Origin of the sequence: Cellvibrio polysaccharolyticus (assembly GCF_015182315.1) — a bacterium.
Lineage (GTDB): Bacteria > Pseudomonadota > Gammaproteobacteria > Pseudomonadales > Cellvibrionaceae > Cellvibrio > Cellvibrio polysaccharolyticus.
In genome coordinates, this window is the sequence record NZ_PRDL01000001.1 from 2082577 (window position 1) to 2108245 (window position 25669).

The following is a 25669-nucleotide window of genomic DNA, read 5'->3' on the forward strand; positions in this document are numbered from 1 at the left end:
TAACACTGCCCGACCTGTGGAATGAATAGATTATGAAGATCAGTGAATCCTGGTTGCGTGAATGGGTTAGTCCTGCACTTTCTACCGACGAGCTGGTGGCCCAGCTGACCATGGCCGGTTTGGAGATTGATGCGGTAGAAAAAGTTGCCGGTGATTTCAGTGGCGTTATTGTCGGTGAGATTGTTGGGATTGAGCAGCATCCGGATGCCGATAAGCTGCGTGTGTGTCAGGTAGCCGGTTTGCCGGAAGGCCCGGTGCAGGTGGTATGCGGTGCGGCCAATGCCCGTATCGGTATCAAAATTCCTTTTGCAACGCTTGGCGCCAAATTGCCGGGCGATTTCAATATCAAGAAAGCCAAGCTGCGCGGTGTTGAGTCGTTTGGCATGCTGTGTGGCCAAACCGAGCTGGAAGCCGGTGATGATGACAGCGGTTTGTGGGAGCTTGCCGCCGATGCGCCGGTGGGCACCGATATTCGTGAATACCTTCAGCTGAATGATCACTTGCTCGAAGTGGATCTCACGCCTAACCGCAGCGACTGCCTCAGCGTTAAAGGTCTGGCGCGTGAAACCGGTGTGCTTAATCGTCAGGCGGTTACCGAGCCGGCAATTGCGCCTGTTGCCGCTACCATCAGCGATACCTTTCCGGTAACGCTTGCCGCCGAGGCTGCCTGTAGCCGTTATGTGGGCCGTGTTATCCGCAATATTGATATTTCCCGCCCAACGCCGGCATGGCTGAAGCAAAAGCTTGAGCGCGCCGGTTTGCGCTCTATCGATGCCGTGGTAGATGTTACCAATTACGTATTGCTGGAACTGGGTCAGCCGATGCATGCGTTTGATCTGGATGCCTTGACGCAGGGCATTCAGGTTCGTCTGGCTGCTGCCGGTGAAAGCCTGGTGCTGCTCGACGGTCAGGAAGTCAAACTGAACCCGGATACGCTGGTTATTGCTGACGCCTCCGGCCCGCTGGCCATCGCCGGTGTTATGGGTGGTAAAGACAGCGCAGTAGGTGAGAGCACCCGTGCCATCTTCCTCGAAAGTGCTTTCTTTAACCCCTTGGCGGTTGCCGGTCGTGCGCGCTCTTATGGCTTGCATACTGACTCCTCACATCGTTTTGAGCGTGGTGTCGATTACCAGCTGCAGGCGGATGCTATTGAGCGGGCTACCGCCTTGCTGCTGGAGGTTGTCGGTGGTGAAGCCGGCCCGCTGGTTGAAGTTACCAACGAATTTTTGCCAGAAAGCCGCGAAGTGGTACTGCGTAAGGCGCGTATTGTTTCCGGCTTGAGTCTGGAGATGGATGATGCCGAGGTGGTGGATATTCTGTCGCGCCTGGGCTTGAAGCTGCTCAATACCACCAGTGAAGGCTGGTCGTTTGAAGTACCGTCCTACCGTTTTGATATTTCCATTGAAGCTGATCTGCTGGAAGAGCTGGCACGTGTATACGGCTATAACCGTCTGCCCACCAGAAGCCTGGCCGCGCCCATGTCTATTGGCGAGCATCCGGAAATTCAGCTGGGTTTACCGGCGCTGCGCAGTCAGCTGGTGGCTCGCGGTTATCAGGAAGCCATTACCTACAGTTTCATCGAACCTGAGCTGGCAAGGCTGTTTCAGCCGGCGCTGGAGCCGGTGCTGCTGCGTAATCCTATCAGTGCCGATATGGCAGCGATGCGCACCAGCTTGTTGCCGGGGCTGGTTACCGTATTGCGTAACAATTTGAATCGTCAGCAAAACCGTGTGCGTTTGTTTGAAAGTGGGCTACGCTTTATTCCATCTGATAGCGGAGTTGAACAAGAGGCCGTATTGGCCGGTGTGATCTACGGTGATCGCCTGCCAGAAGGCTGGAGCAATGTGGCCGAGGCGGTAGATTTCTTTGATTTGAAAGGCGACATTGAATCTTTACTGGCACTGACCGGGCGAACCAATGCTTTCGCCATTCGTGCAGGTTCCCATCCGGCACTGCATCCCGGTCAAACCGGTGTGTTGTATCACGATGGTGAAGCGAAGGGCGTGATTGGTGCATTGCACCCGGCCATTCAGCAGCAACTGGATATCCCGAAAGCGGTGTTCCTTTTCGAAGTGCAGTTGTCGGCGTTGCTCGAAGCGCGAATTCCTGCGTTTGACTCCTTGTCACGTTTCCCTGAAGTGAGAAGGGATCTGGCATTGCTCACCGATCGCGCCTTGCCGGTTGAGACCCTGCTCGAAGCGGTGAAAAGTCAGGCGGGTGAGTCTCTGGTCGACTTAAAGGTTTTTGACGTTTATACCGGCAAAGGTATTGATACACATAGAAAAAGTATCGCGCTGGGCTTGACCTTTCAACATTCATCACGCACTCTTGCTGAAGACGAGATTAACGCCTCCATTGAAGCGGTTACCCGGCATCTGGAGGAAAATTTTGCCATCACCCTCAGGTAGAGATGAACAATTATGTCGGATGGTGCTCTGACTAAAGCAGATCTGGCCGAGAAGCTCTATGAAGATCTCGGCCTTAATAAGCGCGAAGCCAAGGAGTTGGTGGAACTTTTCTTTGAAGAGATTCGCGGTGCACTTGAAACCAACGAGCAGGTCAAATTATCCGGATTCGGTAATTTTGACCTGCGCGATAAAAGCCAGCGTCCTGGACGTAACCCGAAGACCGGCGAAGAAATTCCTATCAGCGCCCGGCGCGTGGTGACATTTCGTCCCGGCCAGAAATTGAAAGCCCGAGTAGAAGCCTATGCTGGAACCAAGCCATAATGACGAATTGCCGGTTATTCCGGGAAAGCGCTATTTCACAATTGGTGAGGTGAGCGAACTGTGTGCGGTAAAGCCGCACGTGTTGCGCTACTGGGAGCAGGAATTTCCGCAGTTAAAACCCGTCAAACGCCGCGGTAATCGCCGTTATTATCAGCGTCAGGATGTAATGACCATCCGTCAAATCCGTTCCTTGCTTTACGATCAGGGTTTCACCATTGGTGGGGCTCGTTTGCAAATGAGCAATGAAAATACCGTGGATGATGGCGGCAAGCTGGATCAAATGCTGCACCAGATGATTGGTGAGCTGGAGCAACTGCTGGAGTTGCTCGACAGCAAATAAGTAAAAATATTATTTGGTGTTTAACTTGCAATAAACGCTATTTATTGTATTATGCCGATCCCTCGCGAAGGCAGCAGTTTTCGCAAAGCAGTAAGTAAATTGTTCGGAGCGTAGCGCAGCCAGGTAGCGCACCATACTGGGGGTGTGGGGGTCGTGGGTTCGAATCCCGCCGTTCCGACCATAATTTTTAAAAAAGGGCTTTATCCAAAGCCCTTTTTTATTGCCTGAAATTCCTCTGCGCTTTCTCCCAATCGTTTCCGTTTTTAATTTTTGCGGCGTTTTTAATTGCAGCAAAAATCTCGAAAGATCTTCCTCTCAATTAATTTTTTCAAATCAACTTGTGCGAGTGATAAGCCTGCATTCATTTTGAATGGGGCCGGGCGTTCGTGAGCTTTTGTGTAGACACTTTCATTTTCTCCCTTGATAGTTAATTAATTTTAGTATGTCAGCAGGCTGGCCAGAATCGCCATCCACGATATTGCTGTTGATGACGGTAACTGGCCACTGGAAGCGGTGGATATATGCTTTCTTAGGGCGATCGTTTGGTGTGTGCGAATAGAGGGCTGGCTGTCATCTGGTATGGCTGCTATGTGTATTTCGGTAGGCTATTTCAGGACTTGCCGGCCAAATCGCTGCCGGGATTGGTTGGTGTAATGGTAAATTTGTTCAATTGCGGTTATCACCAAAAATTTTTAAAAGGGGGGCCTGTTAACCCTCAGTGAGGGATAACAATCATTTGGTTTCACGTGTATATGGTTGGCGGATCAATACATCATTGATTGTTTGTGTATCTACAAGGTCATTATCGTTTATAAATGAATCCACATTTTCTTCTAACTTTTTTATGCGTTTTTCAATATGGGGCATAATGTCAGTTAAATTTGCTTGAACTCCGCCTACTGTTAAGCAGATAAAAAATGTTCGATCATTTGGGGTGGCTTCTATTCTTGGCCATTCAAGGGATGGCTCGGTTTGTAAGGTGCCCGGCCTAATTGTGCAATAAAATGCTTTGACAGGTTGGAACTCTTCAATTGTAATCCATGTTAAGTAGCCGAGCCCTGAGGTGCCATTTGCAAGAATCCGATCTGCTGTTCCATTGCAATGATCAGCAATATCTCGTATTTTCTTGAAGTTTTTTGTTACGTCTTCCAGTCTGGGCTCTTTGCTTAACGGGTTTTTTACCATGTCAGGAAAGTTTTGGTATAACAGTCGGAATTTATCTACAGCATCTACAAATGCCCAAGCATCCAGAAATACATAAGGTGTAGCATTTTGCAGCTCATCAGAACTAGGCGGATATAACGCTAGATCTGTAATGCAACTACGGAGCCTCGTATAAGCTAATGTAATGATTTCTGCAGAATGCCGAAGGCCATCAAGGAAAATAGCTTGTTTGGGATTGCACGCTGATGGGATTCGCCTCAAACTGGAGCTTTTTGAAAGCATATTAACTATTTTTTTTGACTAGAGATGTGTGGGTAATCTTTTCTTAAATTACCTCTTGGAATAACTCTATTTTGGATTATATCTGCTATGGCGAGCAGCTTATTTTTAGAGTCAGTAAAGAACAGCATTAATTTTGAGTTGGAGTGTTTGAAGCAGTTATTATAGATTTCATTCGTTCCGCCAATAATGAAATAAAAGTGTAGTCCAAGAATAAAAAAATCGTGTTGTCTGCTGTTTTTTATTTTCCTCACGCGTGGTAACGAAATTAATTTATGCACCCTGTTCTGGCCTGAAGGGTTGATTTCTATTATCACCTTTACATTCTTTAGGTTGTCGACCCCAAGTAGGAAATCCTCAAAGTTTTTCTGGTACACACCCAGTGATGATCTATAGTTACCAATTTCATCCTTAGGCCATACATTTGCTCGCCATAGAATACTGATTCCAAAATAGATTAATGTACTGCGGACAGATTCGGGTAGATTGTCCCCATTATATGCATCGGGTATTAGTGTTGGTATGTCTCTGAGCATATCCAGGAGGGGGAAGCCGGATTCTGTTTTCCATAATCGGCCCATCTGTGACTCACCTTTTTTACTAAATAAATCCTCGCATTCATTGCATAAAAGATTACAAACAAACTGTTTAGAAGAATAAAATGCGTCTTTTGTATTTGAGTCAAAAACTATAGGCGTTTCATTCGGCTCGCCAAGATGCTTATAAGCAGACCGGGGAATTAAGTGACTTCTGACTAAAGTCAAAACCTCTTTGGCGCAGAGTTTGCAATTATCCATTGATTGGCATCTCTAATAGCAAACATAAAAATTACAACTTCCAGTGGAGTTTAGCAATTCCGAAATCTCGTATAGTATTTTTTGATCATTATCTATTTTTTAATAGTTGGTGCAATATTTGTTGATAATTTGGTTTGGGCAAGATTGTTGATGCTGGCCAGGGGGTATCTACAAATGGACTTCCCAGAATTCAAGTGTCGCGCTCAACCTATCAGAGCTAGGTAATATTGCTCTCCTGCCGCTTTTTTATCCGGGGCGAGCTTTCCCCGAAGAGGTATTTTGTGTTCGTCAGGCGCCACAATATGGTTATCTGTAGATAAGCTCTCGATGAGGCTGTCTAAAAAACAGCCATTTTGATCAATAATAAACAGTAGTCGTTTTTACGTATTTTCTGTGGCGTGAGTTAATGAAAGTGCTACTATTGCCCTTTCTTATCTGTTCAGGCTGCGGCCTTAAACAATAACAAGAGGTTAACTGTGACTAAACAATTAATGATTTACGACAACATCCAGCCACTGTCTGACAAGCACCTGGGTTGGTCTGTTAATGTACAAAATTTCAACTTTGTAAAAGAGCAGAATTCTGTGCCTTTGCTGGCGACAGAAATTCCATTTGCCGCTTCTGAATATCCGGTTATTTTTTCCGCTACCTCAACGCCCGGTGAATACCTGCCGCTGGCTGTGCTGGGTTTGAAAGCTGGCCAGAATTTGTTTGTTGACGGCAATGGCCGTTCCGAATTTCGTTATGTTCCTGCATTTATTCGTCGCTATCCGTTCGTGCTGGCCGGTGACCCGGGTGCAGAAACGCTGGCAGTGTGTGTTGATGAAGACAGCGAAGCGGTTCACAAAGACGGTTCAAGCGGCAAGCGCCTGTTTGAAGAAGGTGGCGAACAAACCCAGCACCTGAAAGACGTTATTGAATTCCTGAAGGACTATCAGTTCCGCGCCGAGATGACCAAATCTTTCTGCGCCCGTTTGCATGAGCTGGATCTGCTTGAGCCAATGCAAGCCAACATCACTTTCAAAGATCATGAAGAATCCAATCTGAATCTGACCGGTTTCTTCGTGGTGAAGCGTGAAAAACTGAAAGCAATTTCTGATGAAGCTGCATTGGAATTATTCAAGAAAGATGGTCTTGAATTAATTTATGCACACTTGCAATCACTGAATAATTTGAATTCACTGATTACAAAAATGTCCGAGCGTTTGGCTCAGGATAAAAAAGGCGCGTAATTAATTTTACGGCAATAAAAAAGGCTCCTTTGGGAGCCTTTTTTATTGCATGAAATTTAGTAATTTAGTGGGTGAGGCGATTGCTTCTGCGTTTCGCGGTTACCTTTTTAATCTGTCGCTCGGCGGTAAGGAATGCTTCTCTGACGGCAATATGGATCGATTCGTCATCCTGGGTAATAGCCAGGGGTTTGCCTTGTATATCCAACTCAATGGAAGCGCGGAATTGCTTGCCTTTGTGTTTGTGGTTGTGAGGAGAGTCAAGTATCACCCGGCTGTAAACAATCTGGTCATTAAAGCGGGTTAGCTTCTCTACCTTTTTGTTAATAACTTCATTGAGTGCGGCGGACGAGTCCAGATCACGATAAATAACGTCGACTGCAGGCTTCATGTATTACCTCCTTAACGTTTGTAAAAAAGCTGTAAAAAATGTGGGTTATCATGCTTCCCTTTTTTTGCAGCCCTCGTTATCTATATTGGTGTTTCTAAAAAAAATAGCAAGGTCTTTTTTTAATGATCAAGCATGATTTTTTTAAAAATCAATAGATTGGTGTGCCAGATTTTTCCGGGGAACAGGCCGCTTGGCAATGCGGAAAGGCTTTGGCTCTGCGGCTTGAGGAGGAAGTTGAACTGCGGTTGGCAGCTGTGGCTATATATCTATATCGTATTAAGTAGCTTTCTTAATAAAAATAAAATCTATAGCAACTTTTTTGAAAATTATTAACGCTCCTGCTCTTGAAAAGCTTCCGGTCATCCTCATCTCATAGGTACGGTTGCTCAAATGAGAGCCGTTAACTGCCGGATCGAATGATCGGCTTTTTGTATATTGCTCGAATGAGGATATAGCGTTATGCGTAATTTTGATTTTTCTCCATTTTATCGTTCTACCATCGGTTTTGATCGATTGGCCAGTTTGCTGGATAACATCACCAACAATGAGTCGAGCCAGCCTGGCTATCCACCGTACAATATTGAACTGACGGGCGAAGACCGTTATCGAATTACCATGGCTGTCGCCGGATTTGATGCGACAGAAATTAATATCGAAGCCAACCAGAATGCATTGCAGATTTCCGGCAATAAGGCAGCAGATACCAAAGAACGTACCTATCTGCATCAGGGCATTGCGGCACGCAGTTTTGAGCGGCGATTCCAGTTGGCCGACCATGTGCAGGTTGAGGCTGCACATTATGAAAATGGCCTGTTGCACATTGATTTGCAGCGCATAGTGCCCGAGGCGATGAAGCCGCGCCAGATTCCTATCGGGGTGAATACAAAAGCGATAGAGGGTGCGGTGGAGCCAACCCGCTCCTGATTTTTCTGATACCACGCCAACAACGCGAAAGCCCATAGCTCCGGTTATGGGCTTTCGTTGTTTTTGGAGCTGAATAATTTGCCCCGTACGGTTTTCCGGTAAGCGGCCGGGGTGACTGAAAAAGTTTTTTTGAACAGGTGGTTAAAGTGGCTGCTATCCTGGTAGCCGACCTTGTCGGCAACTTCCGATATAGCTAGGTTGCTGGTTTTCAGCAGGTCGCGGGCGATATGGATTCGAATTTCCTGCAGGTACTCAATAGGTGTTTGTCCGGTCGCACCTCTGAAGCGCCGGTTCAGCGTGCGAATACTCATGCCAAAGCGCTGGGCAATCTGCCCCAGGGTTATTTCCCGTGCATAATTATCCTGCATCCATATTTGAATCTGGATGATGTCCTCATCCGGATGGCGGTTGTGAATTTCCTCAAAAAAAACACTGTTTTCGTAAGATTGGCGTATCTCATGGGAAAAGTGCCGCTCCACATGGCTGGCTGCCGGTTTTCCGAATAGCCGCTGAATAAAATATACCGTCAGGTCTGCCAGCGAGTTGATGGATGCCGAACAATAAAGATTGCCTGCCTGGGTAATGAAATGCTGCCGTTTAAGATGAACGGCGGGGTAGTGCAGCTGAAACTGGTCGAAATAATGCCAGTGTGTGGTGGCGGCTTTACCATCCAGCAGGCCGGCTTCGGCGAGAAAGCAGCAACCGGTGCCCACCGCGCTGATAATGCTGCCGTTATGATGCTGCTGTTTAAGCCACTCCAGGGTTTTGCCGTGCTTTTGCAGTATCGGGCGCGGGTTTCTCCAGAGTCCCGGTATGTAAATAACATCATGTTTTGCGTTGTCCTCCAGGGTGAGTGTTGCTGGCCAGATCATCCCGGTGCGGCTGGTGATTGGCGTGCTCTCCTGTGCAATGGTCTGAATAACAATGTGACGATGCTGTTCCATGGCGCGTGCGTTTACATAGCTTTCGGCAGCCAGGAGCATTTCCATGGGGAGTGTGTTGCTGGTAGTCAGCATATTTTCGCAAAGCAGAAAACTGACATGGACAGGGTTGCCTGTTGCGCTCATAAAAACACCTTTTGGCCTGATTGCCATTAAGAATGGCTATTTTGCCCATGAAAAGGGTGGCTTGCCAGCCTACACTGCGCGCATTGAAGTAAAAATCTCTCCGGAGTCATATTCATGTCACAAACTTCTGCTGCACCTCTGCCGGTTATTGTTGGATTCGGCGGTTTCAGCGCGGCCGGGCGCAGTTCCGGTCATCAATCCTACCGCCGCATGATCCTGGAAAGTCTCGAGCCGCAAGAGCGCGAAAAAACCATTGTCGCTCTGGCGGTGATGATGGGGCTGGTAACGGCTCAGGAGCATGAGGGCGGCGTTATTTACAGCTCGCCCGAGCATCCGCAATTAACACCCGCTCAGGTGGTGGAAAATTTTTCCGCCGAGGTGCTGGATGGCACCCTGGTTCGCCGTATTGAGAAAACATTTTTCGATGTAGATGCCTGCCATTGGCAGAAAAATGCCGAGCTTTCCAATGGTGATGCGCCGCTGGTTTTTGAATTGTCCCGTCGTGACCTCCCGGAGCCGGTGCCTGCCAGTTGGCAGGTGGAAACCCTGGAAAGTGGCCGCCTGCGAGTAACGGTGGCGGGTGCTGTGTCGGTCAAGCTGGATAGCTACCGCGATATGCCGGTTAAATCGGCTGGCCAGCTTCCCAGAGGCTTTGATCCTGCAGCACTCTATAACGCCCACTTTCATCCGCGTGCTTTGCAATTGGCGGTTATTGGGGCCTCGGATGCGGTGCGCTCCATTGGTATCGACTGGCAGGTTATCAGTGATACGGTGCGTCCGGATGAAGTTGCTGTGTATGCCAGTAATGTTATGAGCCAGATGGATGAAAACGGTTTTGGCGGTTTGCTGCAATCCCGGTTGAAGGGCGGGCGTGTCAGCACCAAGCAATGCCCGCTGGGGCTTAACTCGATGCCAGCTGACTTTATCAACGCCTATATTCTGGGCAGTGTGGGGCATACCGGTGCTATCGCCGGTGCCTGCGCTTCGTTTCTCTATAACGTGCGGGCCGCGGTAGAAGATATCGTGGCGGGTCGTTGCCGTGTTGCTGTGGTCGGTAACGCGGAAGCGCCAATACTGCCGGAAATTATTGATGGTTATGCGACCATGGGTGCGCTGGCCAGCGAAGAAAAATTGAAAAAGCTGGATGAGGTGGAAGAGGTTGATCCGCGCCGCACCAGTCGTCCTTTCGGCGAAAACTGCGGCTTCACTATTGCCGAGTCTTCGCAATACATTGTGTTGATGGACGATGCACTGGCCTTGGAGCTGGGCGCTGATATCCATGGCGCCATCAGCGATGTTTTTATCAACGCTGACGGTTTTAAAAAATCCATCTCTGCGCCTGGCCCGGGTAACTATGTGACCATGGCCAAAGCCGTTGCTGCCGCTCGCGCCATTGTGGGTGACGAGGTGGTGAAGCATCGCTCGTTTATTCAGGCGCACGGTTCCAGTACGCCACAAAATCGCGTCACTGAATCGCATATTTTTGATCGGGTGGCAGAGGTGTTTGGCATAGAGCAGTGGCCGGTTGCTGCGGTCAAGGCTTATGTAGGGCACTCGCTGGCGGTAGCCAGTGGCGAGCAGCTGGTTTCTACCCTGGGCGTATTCCGGTACGGGGTGCTGCCTGGTATCAAAACCATTGATCGGGTTGCAAGCGATGTGCATGCAGATCGCTTGCAAATACCGGTAACTGATCTCGATCGTCGTGAAAACCCGCTGGAAGTGGCTTTTTTGAACTCCAAAGGTTTTGGCGGCAATAATGCAACCGCTTGTGTGCTGGCACCCACCGTGGTGGAGCGCATGCTGGCGCGCCGCTACTCCGGGCAACAGCTGGCGGAATACCATGCAAAGCGTGCCAGGGTGCGTGAGCAGGTAGAGTCTTACTTGCAGCGGGCTGATCAGGGGCAGTTTGACACCATCTATCAATTCGGTGACCGGTTGATCGATGAAAGTGCTATCCGCATTGAAACAGATGCCTTCTGGATGCCCGGTTTCGAGCGCCCGATTGCGCTGGATTTACCCAATCGTTTCAAAGATATGGTGTAGTTTTTCGGCGGTTAGCAGCAAGGCTATACAAAACATTGCCTTTGACTTAGAATACCGCGCCTTTCGTATGCACATGTACGGATAACCCTTTTAACACCGTGGATTCTTCCCGTGGGAAGAAACACTTACATTTTAAATACAGGAAGAAAACCTCAATGGTAACTATTCGTCTGTCACGTGGCGGTTCCAAAGCTCGTCCTTTTTATCACCTGACTGTAACCAACAGCCGTAGCGCCCGTAACGGCCGCTTCATCGAGCGTATTGGTTTCTTCAACCCGGTTGCCCGTGGTCAGGAAGAAAGCCTGCGTGTTAACCAGGAGCGTCTGCAACACTGGGTTTCCCAGGGTGCACAGCTGAGCGAGCGCGTTGCGCAACTGGTTAAACAAAGCCAGAAAGCTGCCTGATTCCGAGCGTCCGATGTCTACGAGCCAACCACTGGATCTTATTAATGTCGGACGCATCACGGCGGTTTTCGGTATTAAAGGCTGGGTGAAAATTCACTCGTCTACCGAGATCACCGAAGATCTGTTCAGCTTTACGCCCTGGTGGTTGAAAACTGCCCATGGCGTTAAAAAAATTGAAATTGACGATTATCGTGTCCATGGCAATGCGTTTGTCGCGCATATAAAGGGTGTAGATGATCGCGATGTTGCCGCCACCTATACCGGCGTCGACATTGCTGTAGAGCGTGATTTTCTGCCAGAACTGGATGACGGTGAATACTACTGGAGCCAGCTGGAAGGATTAACGGTTTTCAGCGAGCAGAATGGTCAGCGCATTTGTCTTGGTCAGGTAGCCAGATTACTGGAAACCGGTGCCAACGATGTGTTGGTGGTTGCGCCGAATGAGGCCAGCCTTGACCAGCGTGAGCGGTGGGTTCCCTATGTGCCCGGGCAGTTTGTTTTATCGGTTGACTTGTCTGCCGGTGAAATGATTGTTGATTGGGATCCGGAGTTTTAATTGTCGCAGGACAATGATGCAACGGAACAATCGGGGGCGGATATAACGCGCAGCTTGCCTGGAGAGGCGAACTCTTTGAAAATAGCGGTAATTACGCTGTTTCCGGAGATGTTCTCCGCCATTACTGAGCATGGTATTACAGCGCGGGCGGTGAAACATTCGCTGGTGCAAATACGCTGCTGGAACCCGAGGTCTTTCACCTCTGATCGCCACAGTACGGTTGATGATCGCCCTTACGGCGGTGGTCCCGGTATGGTGATGATGGTGCAGCCGTTGCGTGATGCAGTGCAGGAAGCAAAACAGTGGGCGGGTGAGCAGGCCACTGTGATTTACTTGTCCCCTCAGGGGCGAACGCTGGATCAGGCCGGTGCAACCAGTCTGGTCGGCTATCAGAATATGATTTTGATAGCCGGGCGTTACGAAGGCATTGACGAGCGGTTACTACAAACGGTTGTCGATGAAGAATGGTCGGTTGGCGACTACGTATTAAGTGGTGGCGAGCTGCCGGCGATGGTGTTGATTGATGCAGTAACCCGATTACTGCCGGGCGCACTGAATCATGCACAATCTGCCGAGCAGGATTCGTTTACCAATGGATTGCTTGATTGTCCGCACTACACGCGTCCTGAAGAATTTGAGGGTTTGCGTGTGCCCGAAGTACTTTTGTCGGGCAATCATGAGCATATTCGACGCTGGCGCCTGAAACAGGCGCTAGGCCGAACCTGGCTGAAAAGGCCGGATTTATTGCAAGCAATAGAACTCACCGAGGAGCAGCGGGTGCTGCTGACGGATTATCGTCGCGACCTTGAAAACGACAAACTCTAGCTGTGAAGCTATAGACTCCCAGGAGTATATCAATGAGCAAGAACCCTATTATTCAGGCATTGGAAGATGCACAACTGAAAACGGAAGTTACCGAATTTTCTCCAGGTGACACCGTTGTTGTTCAAGTAAAAGTAAAAGAAGGTGGTCGTGAGCGTCTGCAGGCGTTCGAAGGGGTTGTTATCGCAAAACGCAACCGTGGTCTGAACTCTGCTTTCACCGTGCGTAAAATTTCTCACGGTGTTGGTGTTGAGCGTACTTTCCAGGTTCACAGCCCGCAAATCGCTGCTGTGCAACTGAAGCGTCGCGGTGACGTTCGTCAAGCCAAACTGTACTATCTGCGTGACCTGACTGGTAAAGCAGCTCGTATCAAGGAAAAACTGTCCTGATATCAGAGCAGTTTGCCTGTTTGAATTAAAAAAACCGGAACGGGAAACTGTTCCGGTTTTTTTATGGTCACAGGGCGGTGAGTATTCGTGTGTTGCTGTGCAAGCCTTGAAGTGGTTTGCGGTTATTTTTCATGCCTGACTGCCGGTAATTATTTTTCAATAAAAATCGGTAACGGTTGCGCCTTCGCATATACTCGGCATTTTTCTACTTGATCAACGCTATGGATAAAGGTGCGGTACTCTCCGAGGTCAATGGTCGGGAAATTGATCGCTACATTGATGCGCTCTGGTTGGAAAAAGGGCTGGGGGCGCATACTCAGGCATCCTATCGTAACGATCTCAAATCTTTTGCGTTATGGCTGGATGGGCAGTCGCTGGTGTTGCTGAAGGTGACGGCTGCGGACATCCTTGGCTACCTTTCCCATCGTCATGAGCAAGGTTTTTCCGGCCGTTCTACCGCGCGGTTTTTATCCTGTATTCGGGGTTTTTACCGCTATCAGATTCGCGAAGAGCGCATTCAGGATAATCCGGTGGCGTTGGTACAGAATCCGCGCCTGGGCAGACATTTGCCCGACACGCTAAGCGAGCAGGACGTTGAAAATCTGTTGCTGGCACCCCTGCTGGATGATCCGGTAGGGCTGCGGGACAGGGCAATGTTGGAGTTATTGTATGCCTGCGGCCTGCGCGTCAGTGAGCTGGTAGGGCTGACCATGCAGCAAATCAACCTGCGGCAGAATGTGGTGCGCATTGTGGGCAAGGGTAATAAAGAACGTCTTGTGCCTATGGGCGAGGAGGCGGCCGCCTGGATACAGCGCTATCTGCGTGAATCGAGGCCAATACTGTTGCATAATAATCCGGATGAGATAGTCTTCCCCAGTACGCGCGGACAGGGCATGACCCGCCAGACTTTCTGGTACCGCATCAAGCATTGGGCCGGTGTTGCCGGTATTAGCAAACCGCTTTCGCCGCACACCTTGCGACACGCGTTTGCAACGCATTTGCTTAACCATGGGGCAAATCTTCGGGTGGTACAATTACTGCTGGGCCACACAGATTTGTCGACAACACAAATTTACACGCATGTTGCTCTTGCCCGAATGAAAGAACAGCATGCAGAACATCACCCGCGTGGGTAATGTGAACAGCGCGACGACAGTGAACTGTTGAAGCGGTATGACTACGGTGGAAAACTCTATGTTAAAAAAATGCCTTGCCATGCTGACCTTTGCTGCAGCCGGTTTGTCTGTTGCTCATGGCAGTATCGCTGCCGGTTCACTGGTTTCCAAAAAAACACCGGAGGCTGTCATTCTTGAGCGCCTGCAACAGGCCCGTCCGGAAATTACCTTTGGTCAGCCGCGTCCGTCGCCCATCCCCGGTTTGTATCAGGTACAAGTGCCTGGTGGCCCGGTGCTTTACGTTAATGAAACCGGTGATAAATTTATTGCCGGTGAAATTTTTTCTATCGATGCCGACGGTTTTTCCCGCGTTGAAGATCCTTATATTCTTGAAGAGCGCAAGCGTCTGCTGGCCTCGGTAAAAGCCGATCAGTCCATCACCTTCAAACCGAAGGGTGAAACAAAAGCCGTTGTTTACGTGTTTACCGACATCGACTGTGGTTATTGCCGCTTGTTGCATCGTCAAATTCATACCTACAACGATAATGGCAAAGAAATGCCGGGCTACAACGACCTGGGTATCGAAATCCGTTATCTTGCTTACCCTCGCTCGGGTATTCCCAGCCAGTCTGCTGATAAATTGATCACCGCCTGGTGTTCAAAAGATCCGGCTAAAACCCTGACGTCTTACAAAAATCAGGAATCTGTACCCATTGCCTTGTGCGATAGCAACCCGGTTGCTGCTGATTTTGCACTGGGTGGCGAAGTGGGTGTAAACGGCACGCCGGCACTCTGGTTCCCTGACGGGAAACTGCTGCCAGGTTATCTGCCACCTGCGGATCTGGCCAAAGCGCTGGGTATTTAATCCCTTCATCCTTTAAACCATCGCCGGGCGGATTGACACTGTTCAATCTGCTCAGTAATGTTGCTGGCCTTTTTGGGCTAACTTCTGACGCTATTGCAATTGTGAGGAATTGATGTTGAAACCGGTAAATGTAGGTATTTGCGGTCTTGGTACCGTAGCCAGTGGCACTGTGAACATTTTGTTGCGCAACGCCGCCATTATTAATGCCCGTGCCGGTAGTGAACTTCAGATTATTCACATTGGTGCGCGCCGCGATAATGCCCGTTGTGACACCGCCGGTCTGCGCGTTTCCCGCGATATTTTTGAAGTGGTTGATAACGCTGAAGTCGACATAGTTGTCGAGCTGATTGGCGGCACCACTGTGGCTAAAGATCTGGTATTGAAAGCGATTGCCAACGGCAAGCATGTGGTCACCGCCAACAAAGCCTTGATTGCACATCATGGTAACGAAATTTTTGCCGCTGCCCGTGAAAAGGGCGTCACTGTCGCGTTTGAAGCGGCGGTAGCAGGTGGTATTCCTATTATTAAAGCCTTGCGTGAAGGCCTGGCTGCCAACCGCATTGAGTGGCTGGCTGGCATCATCAATGGCACCGGCAACTTTATCCTCACCGAAATGCGCGATAAAGGCCGTGCCTTTGACGACGTGTTGAAAGAAGCCCAGGCGCTGGGTTACGCCGAGGCTGACCCGACTTTTGACGTAGAAGGGATTGATGCAGCGCACAAGCTGGTAATTCTGGCTTCACTGGCTTTCGGTATTCCGCTGGATATTAAAAAAGTATTTACCGAAGGCATCACCCGCATTGCCCCCGAAGATGTGGTTTACGCCGAGGAGCTGGGTTACCGCATCAAGCACCTGGGCATTGCCCGTCGTGTTGAAAAAGGTATCGAGTTGCGCGTGCATCCGACCCTTATCCCGGAAAAGCGTCTGATTGCTAATGTTGATGGTGTGATGAATGCCATCGTTGTGAAGGGCGATGCGGTTGGCCCAACCCTGTATTACGGCCCGGGCGCAGGTGCAGAACCTACCGGTTCCTCGGTTGTTGCTGACATCATCGATGTAGCACGCACCTTGAGCGCCAGCCCTGAAAATCGCGTGCCTTATTTGGGTTTTGGTGATGATTTTGTCACCGAACAACCGATTCTGCCTATCGATGAGATAGAAACCGCTTATTATTTGCGCATGTCAGTAGAAGACAAGCCAGGTGTAATGTCGAAAGTGGCGACCATTCTGAGCGATTCCGGCATCAGTATTGAAGCACTGATTCAGAAAGAAGCGAAAGATGGCGAGCTGTTTGTTCCGTTAATCCTGTTGACCAACATCGTCCAGGAAAAACGACTCGAAGCGGCTCTGCGTGAAATTGAAGCGCTGGAATCCATTGTCGCTCCGGTTATGCGTATTCGTCTGGAATCGTTGAAGTAATTTTGAGTGTAGTGCCGGCCCCTTACGGTTTGGCACTACAACACTCCATCACCTATTACATTGAGCAGGAAACAGCGTGAAATATATCAGCACCCGCGGACAGGCTCCCGCACTGAGTTTTGAAGATGTTGTATTAACCGGTCTGGCGCCGGATGGCGGTTTGTATGTACCGGAAACCATTCCTTCTTTCTCAAAAGAAGAAATTGCTTCATGGGCCGGCTTGCCGTATCAGGAATTGGCCTTCAAGGTAATGCAGCCTTTTATTGCCGGTGCCCTGAGCGATGATGAATTCAAAAAAATCATCAACGATGCTTACAGCACTTTCCGTCATGACGGCATTGCACCGCTGGTGCAAACCGCGCACAACGAGTGGATTCTGGAATTGTTCCAGGGCCCAACCCTGGCATTTAAAGATTTCGCGCTGCAATTTCTCGGTCACTTGCTTGATCACCTGTTGAAAAAGCGCAACCAGAAAGTGGTGGTGATGGGCGCAACCTCCGGTGATACCGGTTCAGCGGCTATCGAAGGTTGCCGCCGTTGCGACAATATCGATATTTTTATCATGCACCCGCACAACCGTGTGTCCAACGTTCAGCGCCGCCAGATGACTACCGTCATTGCCGCCAACGTACACAACATTGCGCTGGAAGGTAATTTCGACGATTGCCAGAACATGGTGAAAGCCAGCTTTGGTGATCAATCGTTCCTGCCGCAGGGGCGTCAACTGGTTGCGGTTAACTCCATCAACTGGGCGCGCATCATGGCGCAGATCGTTTACTACTTCTATGCCGGTTTGGCATTGGGTGCTCCGCACCGCGACGTGGCCTTCTCTGTACCAACCGGTAACTTCGGCGATATTTTTGCCGGTTATCTGGCGAAGAAGATGGGCTTGCCGATTGATCAGCTGGTGATTGCGACCAACAGCAACGATATTTTGCACCGTTGCATCAGCAGCAATGACCACAGCAAAAACCAGTTGCAACATACCTTGTCGCCGAGCATGGACATTATGGTATCGAGCAACTTTGAGCGTATGTTGTTTGACTTGTACGATCGCGACGGCAATGCCATTCGTCAATTGATGGACGATTTCAAATCCGGTTCCATGACGCTGGCAGAATCAGCGCTGTCCCGTGCCCGCGAGTTGTTTACCAGCTATGGCGTTAGCGATGACGTGACCATTGATGTGATTCGCGAAGTATTTGAGCGCACGGAATATCTGTTGGATCCGCACACCGCCATTGGTGTAGAAGCTGCGCGTAAAACCCGCCGCCGTCAGGATATTCCCATGATCTGTCTGGCTACTGCGCATCCGGCGAAATTCCCGGAAGCGGTTCGTAAAGCCGGTCAGGCAGAAGATCCTGCGTTGCCGCACCATATGCAGGACTTGTTTGAACGCGAAGAGAAATTCTCCGTTCTGCCGCAAGATCTCGCCAGCGTGCAACAATTCATCGCGAGCAATGTGCGCGCCTGATTTATTGCTGGCCGGGTTTGTTATTTGAAAAACGCTGCTCCGGTGTCGTGCCGGGCAGCGTTTTTTTATGGTCGAATTATTGTTGATGGAAAGTTATGAAAAAAATTATTCGCCGCCGTCCACTGGTTAATGCAGCGCCGCTGAGTGCAGATATGCCGCTCCTTCTGCAACGTGTTTATCAGGCGCGAGGCGTAACGGATAAAACTCAACTCACCAATCAATTGTCGCTGTTGCAAAAGCCGCAGTTCAAAGGCATGAGCGAAGCGGTAAATATTATTGCCGATGCCATTGTCGCTCAGGCGAGAGTGATGGTTATTGGTGACTTCGACGCGGATGGTGCCACCAGTTCTGCATTGGCGGTGCTCGCGTTGCGCGCCATGGGCTTGCAGCAGGTGGAATTTCTGGTGCCCAACCGGTTTGAGTTCGGTTACGGCCTTACCCCGGAAATTGTCGCGGTTGCGGCCGAATCCCATCCGGATTTAATTATTACGGTAGACAATGGTATCGCCAGCGTTGAGGGCGTTAATGCTGCCAAAGAGCTGGGCATTGCCGTGGTGGTTACCGATCACCATTTGCCCGGCCCGGTATTGCCCGACGCCGATGCCCTGGTTAACCCCAATCAACCAGGGTGCAATTTTCCCAGCAAAAACCTCGCCGGTGTCGGCGTTATCTTTTATGTGATGAGTGCGTTGCGCGCCGAGCTGCGACAAATGGGCTGGTTTGAAGAGAGTGGTATTGCTGAACCGAATATGGCTTCTTTTCTCGACCTGGTGGCGCTCGGCACGGTCGCTGACGTAGTGCCGTTGGACCATAACAACCGCATTCTGGTCGCGCAGGGTTTGCAGCGCATGCGCGCCGGTTTTGCCCGCCCCGGCATTAAAGCGTTGCTGGAAGTGGCGGGGCGACAGGCGGATAAACTGGTTGCCAGTGATCTCGGTTTTATTGTTGGCCCGCGGTTGAATGCCGCGGGGCGGCTGGATGATATGTCATTGGGGATTCAATGTTTGCTCACCGATGATGAACATCTCGCTAAAGAAATGGCGATGGAGCTGGATGGTCTGAACCGTGACCGCAAAGCTATTGAAAGCGGTATGCAGCAGGAAGCGTTGAAAATGTTGCAACAGCTGGAAGACAAGGACGCGTCCAGTTTGGCCTGGGGGTTGTGTTTGTTTGACGACTGTTGGCACCAGGGCGTTATCGGTATTCTCGCGTCGCGCCTGAAAGATCGCTACCACCGTCCGGTGATTATTTTTGCTGATGCAGGCGATGGTCTTATAAAAGGTTCGGCACGCTCGGTGCCGGGTTTGCATATTCGTGATGCGCTGGATGCGGTTGCCGCCAAACATTCCGGTTTGCTGCAAAAATTTGGCGGTCATGCCATGGCCGCTGGTATGACGCTAAACCGTGAAAACTTTGATGCCTTTTCCAAAGCCTTTGACGAAGAAGTACGTCGGCATCTGGATGAAGATGATTTAACTGCGGTTCTGGTGAGTGATGGTGATTTGCAGCCGGGTGATTTTAATTTGAATATTGCCAGCCAGCTGCGCGAAGCTGGCCCCTGGGGGCAACATTTTCCAGAGCCATTGTTTGATGGTGAGTTTTTTATTTTGCAACAGCGCCTCGTGGGCGAGAAACATTTAAAGTTGGTGTTATCGCCGGATGCGCAAGGCCAGCAACGGCTGGATGCGATTGCCTTCAATATTGATAGAGCAATTTGGCCGGCGCCGATGATTAAAAAAGCCAGGCTGGCGTATCGTCTGGACGTGAACACCTTTCGTGGTCAACAAACTGTGCAGTTGATGGTGGAATATATTGAGGCGTTGGCAGAGTAGGGCGGTGATGGAGAGCATGGTCGTCTGACGTGCGTATTGCAAAAAATACATGACACCTCTTTGTGGAATCGATTGTAACACCGATTGTAGCGCCGACGAGTCACCCCGGACTCATCGGTTTTGGTGCGCGCGGCCTGATACCAAACTCACAAGATGCCCGATGAGGGGCGTAGCAGCAGGAAGAATCAGTAGCTACTGATCTCCATTATCAATCCAGCATTTTTTTCAGCGCTGGCCAAATATTTTCCAGCATGGCCGGTTGTGCCGCTGCCACCGGATGAATGCCATCCTGTTGCATCAATGAAGCATCGGTCGCTACATTTTCAAGAAAAAAATCTACCAGCGGCAAGCTATGTTTTTTTGCCAGCTTGCCATAGGTATTGTGAAATTGTTCGGTGTAGCGTTTGCCGTAGTTTGGCGGAATGTGCATGCCTAACAACAAAACCTCTGCGGAGGCGTCGCGGCTTTTTTCAATAATGCTATTCAGCTGCCGCTCCATAATGTTAACCGGATGACCGCGCAAGCCGTCGTTACCGCCCAGTTCCAATACCACAATCACCGGTTGATGATGTTCGAGTAAGGCGGGCAGTCTTGCCAGTCCGCCGCCAGCCGTTTCGCCGCTGACGCTCGCGTTGACGACCTGATAATCGTAGCCTTCATCCTTGACGCGCTTTTCAAGCAAGCTGACCCAGCCCTCGCGAATATCAATACCGTAACCGGCACTCAGACTGTCGCCCAACACCAGGATCACAGGGCTGTTGGCGTGTGCCTGAAAGGGCAGCAATAACAGCAGTAAAAAACAGCAGCGGCGTAACCAATGGCGTGGTGATAAATAAGGCTTCAAGGTTAAATCCTGTCTTGATGTGTTGGCTTGGGAGCTACAGTGGCAGAACACCCCGGAACGCTTGCAGTAAAGAAGTGTCAACAAGCGTTCATGGTTAAACAGGGCGAACAGACCCTGATATATTACCCGAAACGGGCATCAAATTTTCTGAACAAATGACAAGGGCGTGTGGTATGTCTCAGGCAGCAATGGTTGAAGCGAAACAGGTAGGCAAGCGGGTAAAAACTGTCGAAGGTGAACTGACCATCCTGAAAGACATATCTCTCACCATAGCACAAGGTGAAACGGTCGCCATCACCGGTTCCTCCGGTTCGGGTAAATCCACTCTGCTGGGTATTCTCGCCGGGCTTGATCTGCCCGACAGTGGCGAGGTGGTGCTGAATGGAAAAATTCTGACCCGTCTGGACGAAGAAGGCCGGGCAGCGGTGCGGGCACAAAATATCGGTTTTATTTTCCAATCTTTTCAACTGCTGCCCGGGCTCACGGCTCTGGAAAATGTTTTATTGCCACTGGAGCTGCATGGCGTTGATAACGCGAAGACGCTTGCCCTGCAATTTCTTGACCGCGTGGGTCTGGCGCAGCGCGTGCAGCATTATCCCAAACAGTTGTCCGGTGGCGAGCAGCAGCGGGTTGCCATTGCGCGGGCTTTTGCCAGCCGCCCGCGAATATTATTTGCCGATGAACCTACCGGCAACCTGGATAGCACCACCGGTGCCAAAATTGCTGACTTGCTGTTTGATCTTAACCGCGACCAGGGCACCACATTGATTCTTATCACCCACGAAGAACGTCTGGCAGAGCGCTGTCAGCGACGTATCGTGCTCAGCGCTGGCGAAATTGTCTGAGCCAGATGACACCAAAGGAGACGGGTTGATATGTTGGCAATAAAATTATTATGGCGAAACTGGCGCAGTGGCGAAGTACGTTTGCTGGCAGCAGCGCTGGTTATTGCGGTTGCGGTGGTCAGCAGCATTGCAATTTTTACCGATCGACTGGATCGCACGCTGGTGCGCGAAAGCAATATGTTGCTTGGTGCCGACTCGCTGGTGCGCAGCTCGCATCCGGTTGATACGGCGTGGCATGCGCTCGCCGACAACCGTGCGGTGCAACACAGTGATGCGGTAGTTTTTTCTTCCATGGTGCACGCTGGCGACCATATGCATCTGGCGTCTGTAAAAGCGGTGCTGCCAGAGTATCCGCTACGCGGCGCGCTTGAAATCAGCGACAAACCTTTTGCCGTAAAAGCGCAGGATATCCGTATCGCTGAAGCAGCGCCGCCGCCGGGCGAGGTATGGGTGGATTCCCGCCTGTTTCCGCTGCTGAATATTGAAGCCGGTGATGATATTTCTATTGGCGAGCGCGATTTTCGGGTGACCCGGGTTTTGATCCGCGAGCCGGATAGCGGCAACCCCTTCAGTTTTATGGGCGCCAGAGTGCTGATGAATCTCGATGACCTCGCTTCAACCGGTGTGGTGCAGCCCGGTAGCCGGGTGGAATATCAGTGGCTACTTGCCGGTGATACTTCTGCGGTCAATGCGTTGCTGGAGAACATCAAACCCTTGCTCAGTGAGCACCAACGCATTGTCGACGCCGGTTCGGCCAATCGTGGCCTCGGTAGAACCTTAAATACCGGTAAACAATTTTTAATGTTGTCTGCGGTCATTGGTGTGCTGTTGGCGGGTGTTGCCATTGCTTTGGCTGCGCAGCAATTTTCCCGGCGGCATATTGATCAGGTCGCTTTGTTAAAAAGCCTCGGCATGTCAGCGCGTCGGGTGAGGGCGATCTATGGCCAACAGCTTTTATTATTGGCGGCGCTGGCGGCTATTCCCGGTTTGCTGATTGGCGAGCTGGTGCAGCAAAGCGTGGCGGCAGGTTTGCAACAGGCTTACAACGTAGCGCTGGTGCCTCCGGGTTTTTATCCTTACTGGATCAGCTTTGTCAGCGGTTTGATTTGTCTGGTGTGTTTTGCTTTGCCTGCGCTGTGGTTTTTGCCCACCATTCCGCCGATTCGTATTTTGCGTCGCGATCTTGAAGTGCAATCGGCGAGCACCGGTTGGCGTGTCGGTATGGCGGCATTGGCGGTGCTGGTGTTGATCTTGCTATTCAGCCGCGATTACTGGCTGGCCGCCAGTGTCAGCGCCGGGCTGGTGGGCATTGTGATTGTGGCGATCGTGATTTCGCTGTTAATGCTGGCGCTTGGCCGCAAGATGACCGCCCGGCGTGGCAGTATCTGGCGCATTGCCATTGGCACCATGCAACGCCATAAAGAACAAACCCTGATTCAGCTGGTGGTTTTCGCCACCGCATTGATGTTGCTGCTGGTGCTGGTCATTGTGCGCACCTCCATGCTGCAGGAGTGGCAAACCCAACTGCCGGAAAATACTCCCAATCATTTTCTGGTTAACGTAGCCCCTTACGATGTGGAGCCTATTCAGCAGGCTATTGATCAGCGGCAATATGCGCGTGAGCAGTTGTATCCTATGGTGCGCGGTCGCCTGGTAGAAGTGAATGGCGAATCTGTTACCGACGAGCAACGCCGCAGCCGCGATGTTTTTACCCGCGAAGCCAACCTCACCTGGACGGATACGCTGGGCGACGATAACCGCGTAGTGGCAGGGCAATGGTGGGACAGCTGGCAAGCAACGCAGGAAGGTTTGCCAGGCGTTTCGGTTGAAGTGGAAATGGCGCAGGGCGCCGGTTTGAAGCTCGGCGACCGCCTGACTTTTTCGCTCGGTGGATTAACCATGGAGGCAGAGATTGCCAGCTTCCGCAGTCTCGACTGGCGCTCCATGAAACCCAATTTCTTTTTTATCTTTGAACCGGGCGCACTGGAAAGCTATTCGCCAACCTTTATTACCAGTTTGTTTTTACCCGCCGAAGACAAGGCGTTTATTAATGACCTGCTGCGCGACTATCCCACCATGCTGGTGATTGAGCTGGACCGCATCATGGCGCAGATTCGCTCGGTGGTGCAGCATGTCAGCGATGGTGTGCAACTGGTGTTATGGCTCATTCTTGTCGCCAGCGCTCTGGTGTTGATGGCAGCAGTAAATAGCAGCCTCGACAGCCGCAAGCAGGAAGCGGGTTTGCTACGCGCTTTGGGTAGCCCCGGGCGCATTATGGTCGGCAGTGTGTGGGCAGAATTTTCACTGATCGGTTTTCTCGCCGGTTTGATTGCGGTGCTCGGCGCAGAGATTTTGCTGCTGAGTTTGCAACATTACGTGCTGGAAATTCCGGTCAGCCCGCATTACATTTTCTGGCTGATCAGCCCGGTAGTAGGCGCTTTACTGGTAGGCTCGTTGGGTGCATGGAGCTGCCGCAGCGTTGTTAAAACGCCGCCGGGAATTGTGTTGCGAGAGGCGAGCTGAGTACAATAGCCATCCGGAGCAGACGCAAGGGTAAATCCGACAGCTGATCGGATAGTGTATTGACCAAAGCCAGCGTCTGCCCACCATCGAATTTTCTGGCAGTTAAAATTTTCTGCCAAATCCGTAAATTTTTACTCTTCCTGTAAGAGCCCGGCGACGATTACTGCAATGATTGTCGCCGGGCTTTACGCTTTTCTATCGTGCGTATTGTGAGGTTTTCATGCGCAGTGAACCCAAAAGTCGTGTGCTCGACAAAGGCCTCTGGGGCATGAGTGCACCCATGCTGATCGATCAGGCGGTGATTTACACCATCCCTTTGCTGGATATGTTCTTTCTGAGCTTCGTATCTGACAAAGCGGCTGCCGCAGTGGGCGCTATAACGCCACTGATTTTTGTCGCCAACGCTTTATTATTCATCACCGCCTTTGCCGGTGCTGGCGTGGCCAGTCAACGCATTGGCACCAACGATTATCAAAACGCCAACGCGACGATTGTTGTATATGCCTGCGTGGTATTTGTGCTCGGCATTGTAGCGGCACTGGCGTTGATTTTCGGCGGCCCCTGGGTGGCATCACAGATGCCGCTATCTGATGACGTTGAACAATATGCGCATGAGTACCTGGGCATTATTGGTTGGCTGGTGATGTTGTGGGGTTGCCGTACCATTTACCAAACCATTTTCAATATTTATGGTGAACCGAAATGGAATTCAATCAGCAATATTATTTTCTTCGTTTGTAATTTGATAGGTAACTGCGTCGCTATTTTCGGCTTTATGGGTATTCCGCCATCCGGTGTTAAAGGCGTTGCGCTGGCCGGCGTTATCTCGGCATTTATTACTTTTATGTTTGTTATGCTGGTGGCACATTTCCGTTTGCGCATTCGCTTGCCGGTGAAATATGCGTTTAGCAATTTTGGCCGTTTGTTAAAGCCGGTCGGCCGTATCGCCGCACCGTCTATTCTTGAGCCCATGTCGTTTCAGGGCAACATGATGGCCTTGAACTGGATCGCCGCCCAGGTGAGTATTTTAACCTTGACGGTAAAGGTGTATGCCTACAATACCTTTCTATTTTGTTTGATGATTTCTATCGCGCTCAGTATGGCAACCGAAGCTATTATTGCGCAGCGGGTAGGGCGCAAGGAATTTGATCTTGCCGATTTGCAGTTGCGGCAAAGCCTCAAGGTGGCTTTTATTGGCACCAGTGTGTTGGCCTTGTTGTGGTGGTTGTTCAATCAGCAAGTGCTGGGTTTGTTCAGTAATGATCCGGAAGTGCTGGCGTTGGGTGCATGGGTGTTTTTCTGGGCAATGTTATCCGAGCCCGGTCGCACCGCCAACATTGTATTGGGCAGCGCCTTGCGCTCAACGGGCGATGCTACTTTTACCTCGCTAACGAGCATCGCGGTAATCTGGCTGTTCTCCGTACCGCTCGCCTACGTGCTGGCCATCCCTTTTGAAATGGGCATATACGGTTTGTTGATCGCCGCGATCGCCGATGAGATGGTCAGAGCTGCCATCAAGTGGTGGCGATGGAAACAGCGTAAATGGGAGCTGTACGGTGTCGCCGTTTGGGAAGCAAAACAGAAGAAGCGTCTGGAAAGCTGAGGTTAATCGGTCAG

23 protein-coding genes and 1 tRNA gene are annotated in these 25669 nt (G+C 50.6%); 19 read left to right on the plus strand and 5 right to left on the minus strand.

The annotated features are described in order from the left end of the window. Nucleotides 1–32: 32 nt before the first annotated feature. The 4 genes from pheT to C4F51_RS08890 all read left to right on the plus strand — a co-directional run bounded on the left by pheT (nucleotide 33) and on the right by C4F51_RS08890 (nucleotide 3250). A complete protein-coding gene (gene pheT, locus C4F51_RS08875) occupies nucleotides 33–2408 on the plus strand; it encodes a phenylalanine--tRNA ligase subunit beta (RefSeq protein WP_193909088.1) in 2376 nt (791 codons plus the stop codon). A 12-nt stretch (nucleotides 2409–2420) separates the two neighbouring features. After that, the gene (gene ihfA / locus C4F51_RS08880; protein ID WP_193909090.1) at nucleotides 2421–2729 is read left to right on the plus strand and encodes an integration host factor subunit alpha; all 309 of its coding nucleotides are present in this window, start codon (nucleotides 2421–2423) and stop codon (nucleotides 2727–2729) included. Continuing rightward, the gene (locus C4F51_RS08885; protein WP_193909092.1) at nucleotides 2710–3069 is read left to right on the plus strand and encodes a MerR family transcriptional regulator; all 360 of its coding nucleotides are present in this window, start codon (nucleotides 2710–2712) and stop codon (nucleotides 3067–3069) included. Before ihfA ends, C4F51_RS08885 begins: the two co-directional genes overlap by 20 nt. A 104-nt stretch (nucleotides 3070–3173) precedes the next feature. Then, nucleotides 3174–3250, plus strand: a tRNA-Pro gene (locus C4F51_RS08890). Nucleotides 3251–3801: 551 nt separating this feature from the next. On the opposite strand, the gene C4F51_RS08895 is transcribed toward C4F51_RS08890, so the two are convergent. Both C4F51_RS08895 and C4F51_RS08900 read right to left on the minus strand, forming a co-directional pair. Next, nucleotides 3802–4515 carry a hypothetical protein gene (locus C4F51_RS08895; RefSeq protein ID WP_193909093.1) on the minus strand — a complete coding sequence of 238 codons (714 nt, stop codon included), beginning with the start codon at nucleotides 4513–4515 and terminating at the stop codon, nucleotides 3802–3804. A 5-nt stretch (nucleotides 4516–4520) separates the two neighbouring features. Next, the gene (locus tag C4F51_RS08900; RefSeq protein WP_193909095.1) at nucleotides 4521–5093 is read right to left on the minus strand and encodes a hypothetical protein; all 573 of its coding nucleotides are present in this window, start codon (nucleotides 5091–5093) and stop codon (nucleotides 4521–4523) included. Nucleotides 5094–5785: 692 nt separating this feature from the next. On the opposite strand from C4F51_RS08900, the gene C4F51_RS08905 reads away from it, so the two are divergent. Continuing rightward, nucleotides 5786–6541, plus strand: a complete 756-nt coding sequence (locus C4F51_RS08905) for a SapC family protein (protein ID WP_193909097.1) — start codon at nucleotides 5786–5788, stop codon at nucleotides 6539–6541. Between the two features lie 64 nt (nucleotides 6542–6605). On the opposite strand, the gene C4F51_RS08910 is transcribed toward C4F51_RS08905, so the two are convergent. Next, on the minus strand, nucleotides 6606–6929 hold the full coding sequence (locus C4F51_RS08910) for an HPF/RaiA family ribosome-associated protein (protein ID WP_193909099.1): 324 nt from the start codon (nucleotides 6927–6929) through the stop codon (nucleotides 6606–6608). 459 nt (nucleotides 6930–7388) lie between these two features. Between C4F51_RS08910 and C4F51_RS08915 the strand changes: the two genes are divergently transcribed. After that, nucleotides 7389–7853 (plus strand): Hsp20 family protein, encoded by a 465-nt coding sequence (locus tag C4F51_RS08915; RefSeq protein ID WP_193909102.1) that lies wholly within the window; start codon nucleotides 7389–7391, stop codon nucleotides 7851–7853. Nucleotides 7854–7897: 44 nt separating this feature from the next. Here the strand turns inward: C4F51_RS08915 and C4F51_RS08920 are convergent, their stop codons facing one another. Continuing rightward, nucleotides 7898–8920, minus strand: a complete 1023-nt coding sequence (locus tag C4F51_RS08920) for a GlxA family transcriptional regulator (RefSeq protein ID WP_193909104.1) — start codon at nucleotides 8918–8920, stop codon at nucleotides 7898–7900. A 114-nt stretch (nucleotides 8921–9034) separates the two neighbouring features. On the opposite strand from C4F51_RS08920, the gene C4F51_RS08925 reads away from it, so the two are divergent. The 10 genes from C4F51_RS08925 to recJ all read left to right on the plus strand — a co-directional run bounded on the left by C4F51_RS08925 (nucleotide 9035) and on the right by recJ (nucleotide 19840). Beyond that, nucleotides 9035–10963 carry a beta-ketoacyl synthase gene (locus C4F51_RS08925; protein ID WP_193909106.1) on the plus strand — a complete coding sequence of 643 codons (1929 nt, stop codon included), beginning with the start codon at nucleotides 9035–9037 and terminating at the stop codon, nucleotides 10961–10963. A 155-nt stretch (nucleotides 10964–11118) separates the two neighbouring features. After that, nucleotides 11119–11367: a 30S ribosomal protein S16 gene (gene rpsP / locus C4F51_RS08930; RefSeq protein ID WP_193909108.1), complete on the plus strand. Its 249-nt coding sequence runs from the start codon at nucleotides 11119–11121 to the stop codon at nucleotides 11365–11367. 13 nt (nucleotides 11368–11380) lie between these two features. Continuing rightward, nucleotides 11381–11923: a ribosome maturation factor RimM gene (gene rimM, locus C4F51_RS08935; protein ID WP_193909110.1), complete on the plus strand. Its 543-nt coding sequence runs from the start codon at nucleotides 11381–11383 to the stop codon at nucleotides 11921–11923. 75 nt (nucleotides 11924–11998) lie between these two features. Continuing rightward, entirely contained in the window at nucleotides 11999–12748 is a 750-nt protein-coding gene (trmD, locus tag C4F51_RS08940; protein ID WP_193909111.1) for a tRNA (guanosine(37)-N1)-methyltransferase TrmD, read from the plus strand. 32 nt (nucleotides 12749–12780) lie between these two features. After that, nucleotides 12781–13134 (plus strand): 50S ribosomal protein L19, encoded by a 354-nt coding sequence (rplS, locus tag C4F51_RS08945; protein WP_193909112.1) that lies wholly within the window; start codon nucleotides 12781–12783, stop codon nucleotides 13132–13134. Nucleotides 13135–13355: 221 nt separating this feature from the next. After that, nucleotides 13356–14270: a site-specific tyrosine recombinase XerD gene (gene xerD, locus C4F51_RS08950; RefSeq protein WP_193909113.1), complete on the plus strand. Its 915-nt coding sequence runs from the start codon at nucleotides 13356–13358 to the stop codon at nucleotides 14268–14270. A 58-nt stretch (nucleotides 14271–14328) separates the two neighbouring features. Further along, a complete protein-coding gene (locus tag C4F51_RS08955) occupies nucleotides 14329–15114 on the plus strand; it encodes a DsbC family protein (RefSeq protein WP_193909114.1) in 786 nt (261 codons plus the stop codon). 112 nt (nucleotides 15115–15226) lie between these two features. Continuing rightward, entirely contained in the window at nucleotides 15227–16534 is a 1308-nt protein-coding gene (locus C4F51_RS08960) for a homoserine dehydrogenase (protein WP_193909115.1), read from the plus strand. Nucleotides 16535–16610: 76 nt separating this feature from the next. After that, the gene (gene thrC, locus C4F51_RS08965) at nucleotides 16611–18008 is read left to right on the plus strand and encodes a threonine synthase (protein ID WP_193909116.1); all 1398 of its coding nucleotides are present in this window, start codon (nucleotides 16611–16613) and stop codon (nucleotides 18006–18008) included. A 95-nt stretch (nucleotides 18009–18103) separates the two neighbouring features. Continuing rightward, a complete protein-coding gene (gene recJ / locus C4F51_RS08970) occupies nucleotides 18104–19840 on the plus strand; it encodes a single-stranded-DNA-specific exonuclease RecJ (protein ID WP_193909117.1) in 1737 nt (578 codons plus the stop codon). A 208-nt stretch (nucleotides 19841–20048) separates the two neighbouring features. Here recJ and C4F51_RS08975 read toward each other — a convergent pair whose 3' ends face one another. Continuing rightward, nucleotides 20049–20684, minus strand: coding sequence for an arylesterase (locus C4F51_RS08975; RefSeq protein WP_193909119.1), 636 nt, complete (start codon nucleotides 20682–20684; stop codon nucleotides 20049–20051). Nucleotides 20685–20857: 173 nt separating this feature from the next. On the opposite strand from C4F51_RS08975, the gene C4F51_RS08980 reads away from it, so the two are divergent. The 3 genes from C4F51_RS08980 to C4F51_RS08990 all read left to right on the plus strand — a co-directional run bounded on the left by C4F51_RS08980 (nucleotide 20858) and on the right by C4F51_RS08990 (nucleotide 25655). Then, nucleotides 20858–21529: an ABC transporter ATP-binding protein gene (locus C4F51_RS08980; protein ID WP_193909121.1), complete on the plus strand. Its 672-nt coding sequence runs from the start codon at nucleotides 20858–20860 to the stop codon at nucleotides 21527–21529. A 30-nt stretch (nucleotides 21530–21559) separates the two neighbouring features. Beyond that, nucleotides 21560–24052, plus strand: a complete 2493-nt coding sequence (locus C4F51_RS08985) for an ABC transporter permease (RefSeq protein ID WP_193909123.1) — start codon at nucleotides 21560–21562, stop codon at nucleotides 24050–24052. A gap of 220 nt (nucleotides 24053–24272) precedes the next feature. Then, a complete protein-coding gene (locus tag C4F51_RS08990; protein ID WP_193909125.1) occupies nucleotides 24273–25655 on the plus strand; it encodes an MATE family efflux transporter in 1383 nt (460 codons plus the stop codon). Nucleotides 25656–25669 lie beyond the last annotated feature (14 nt).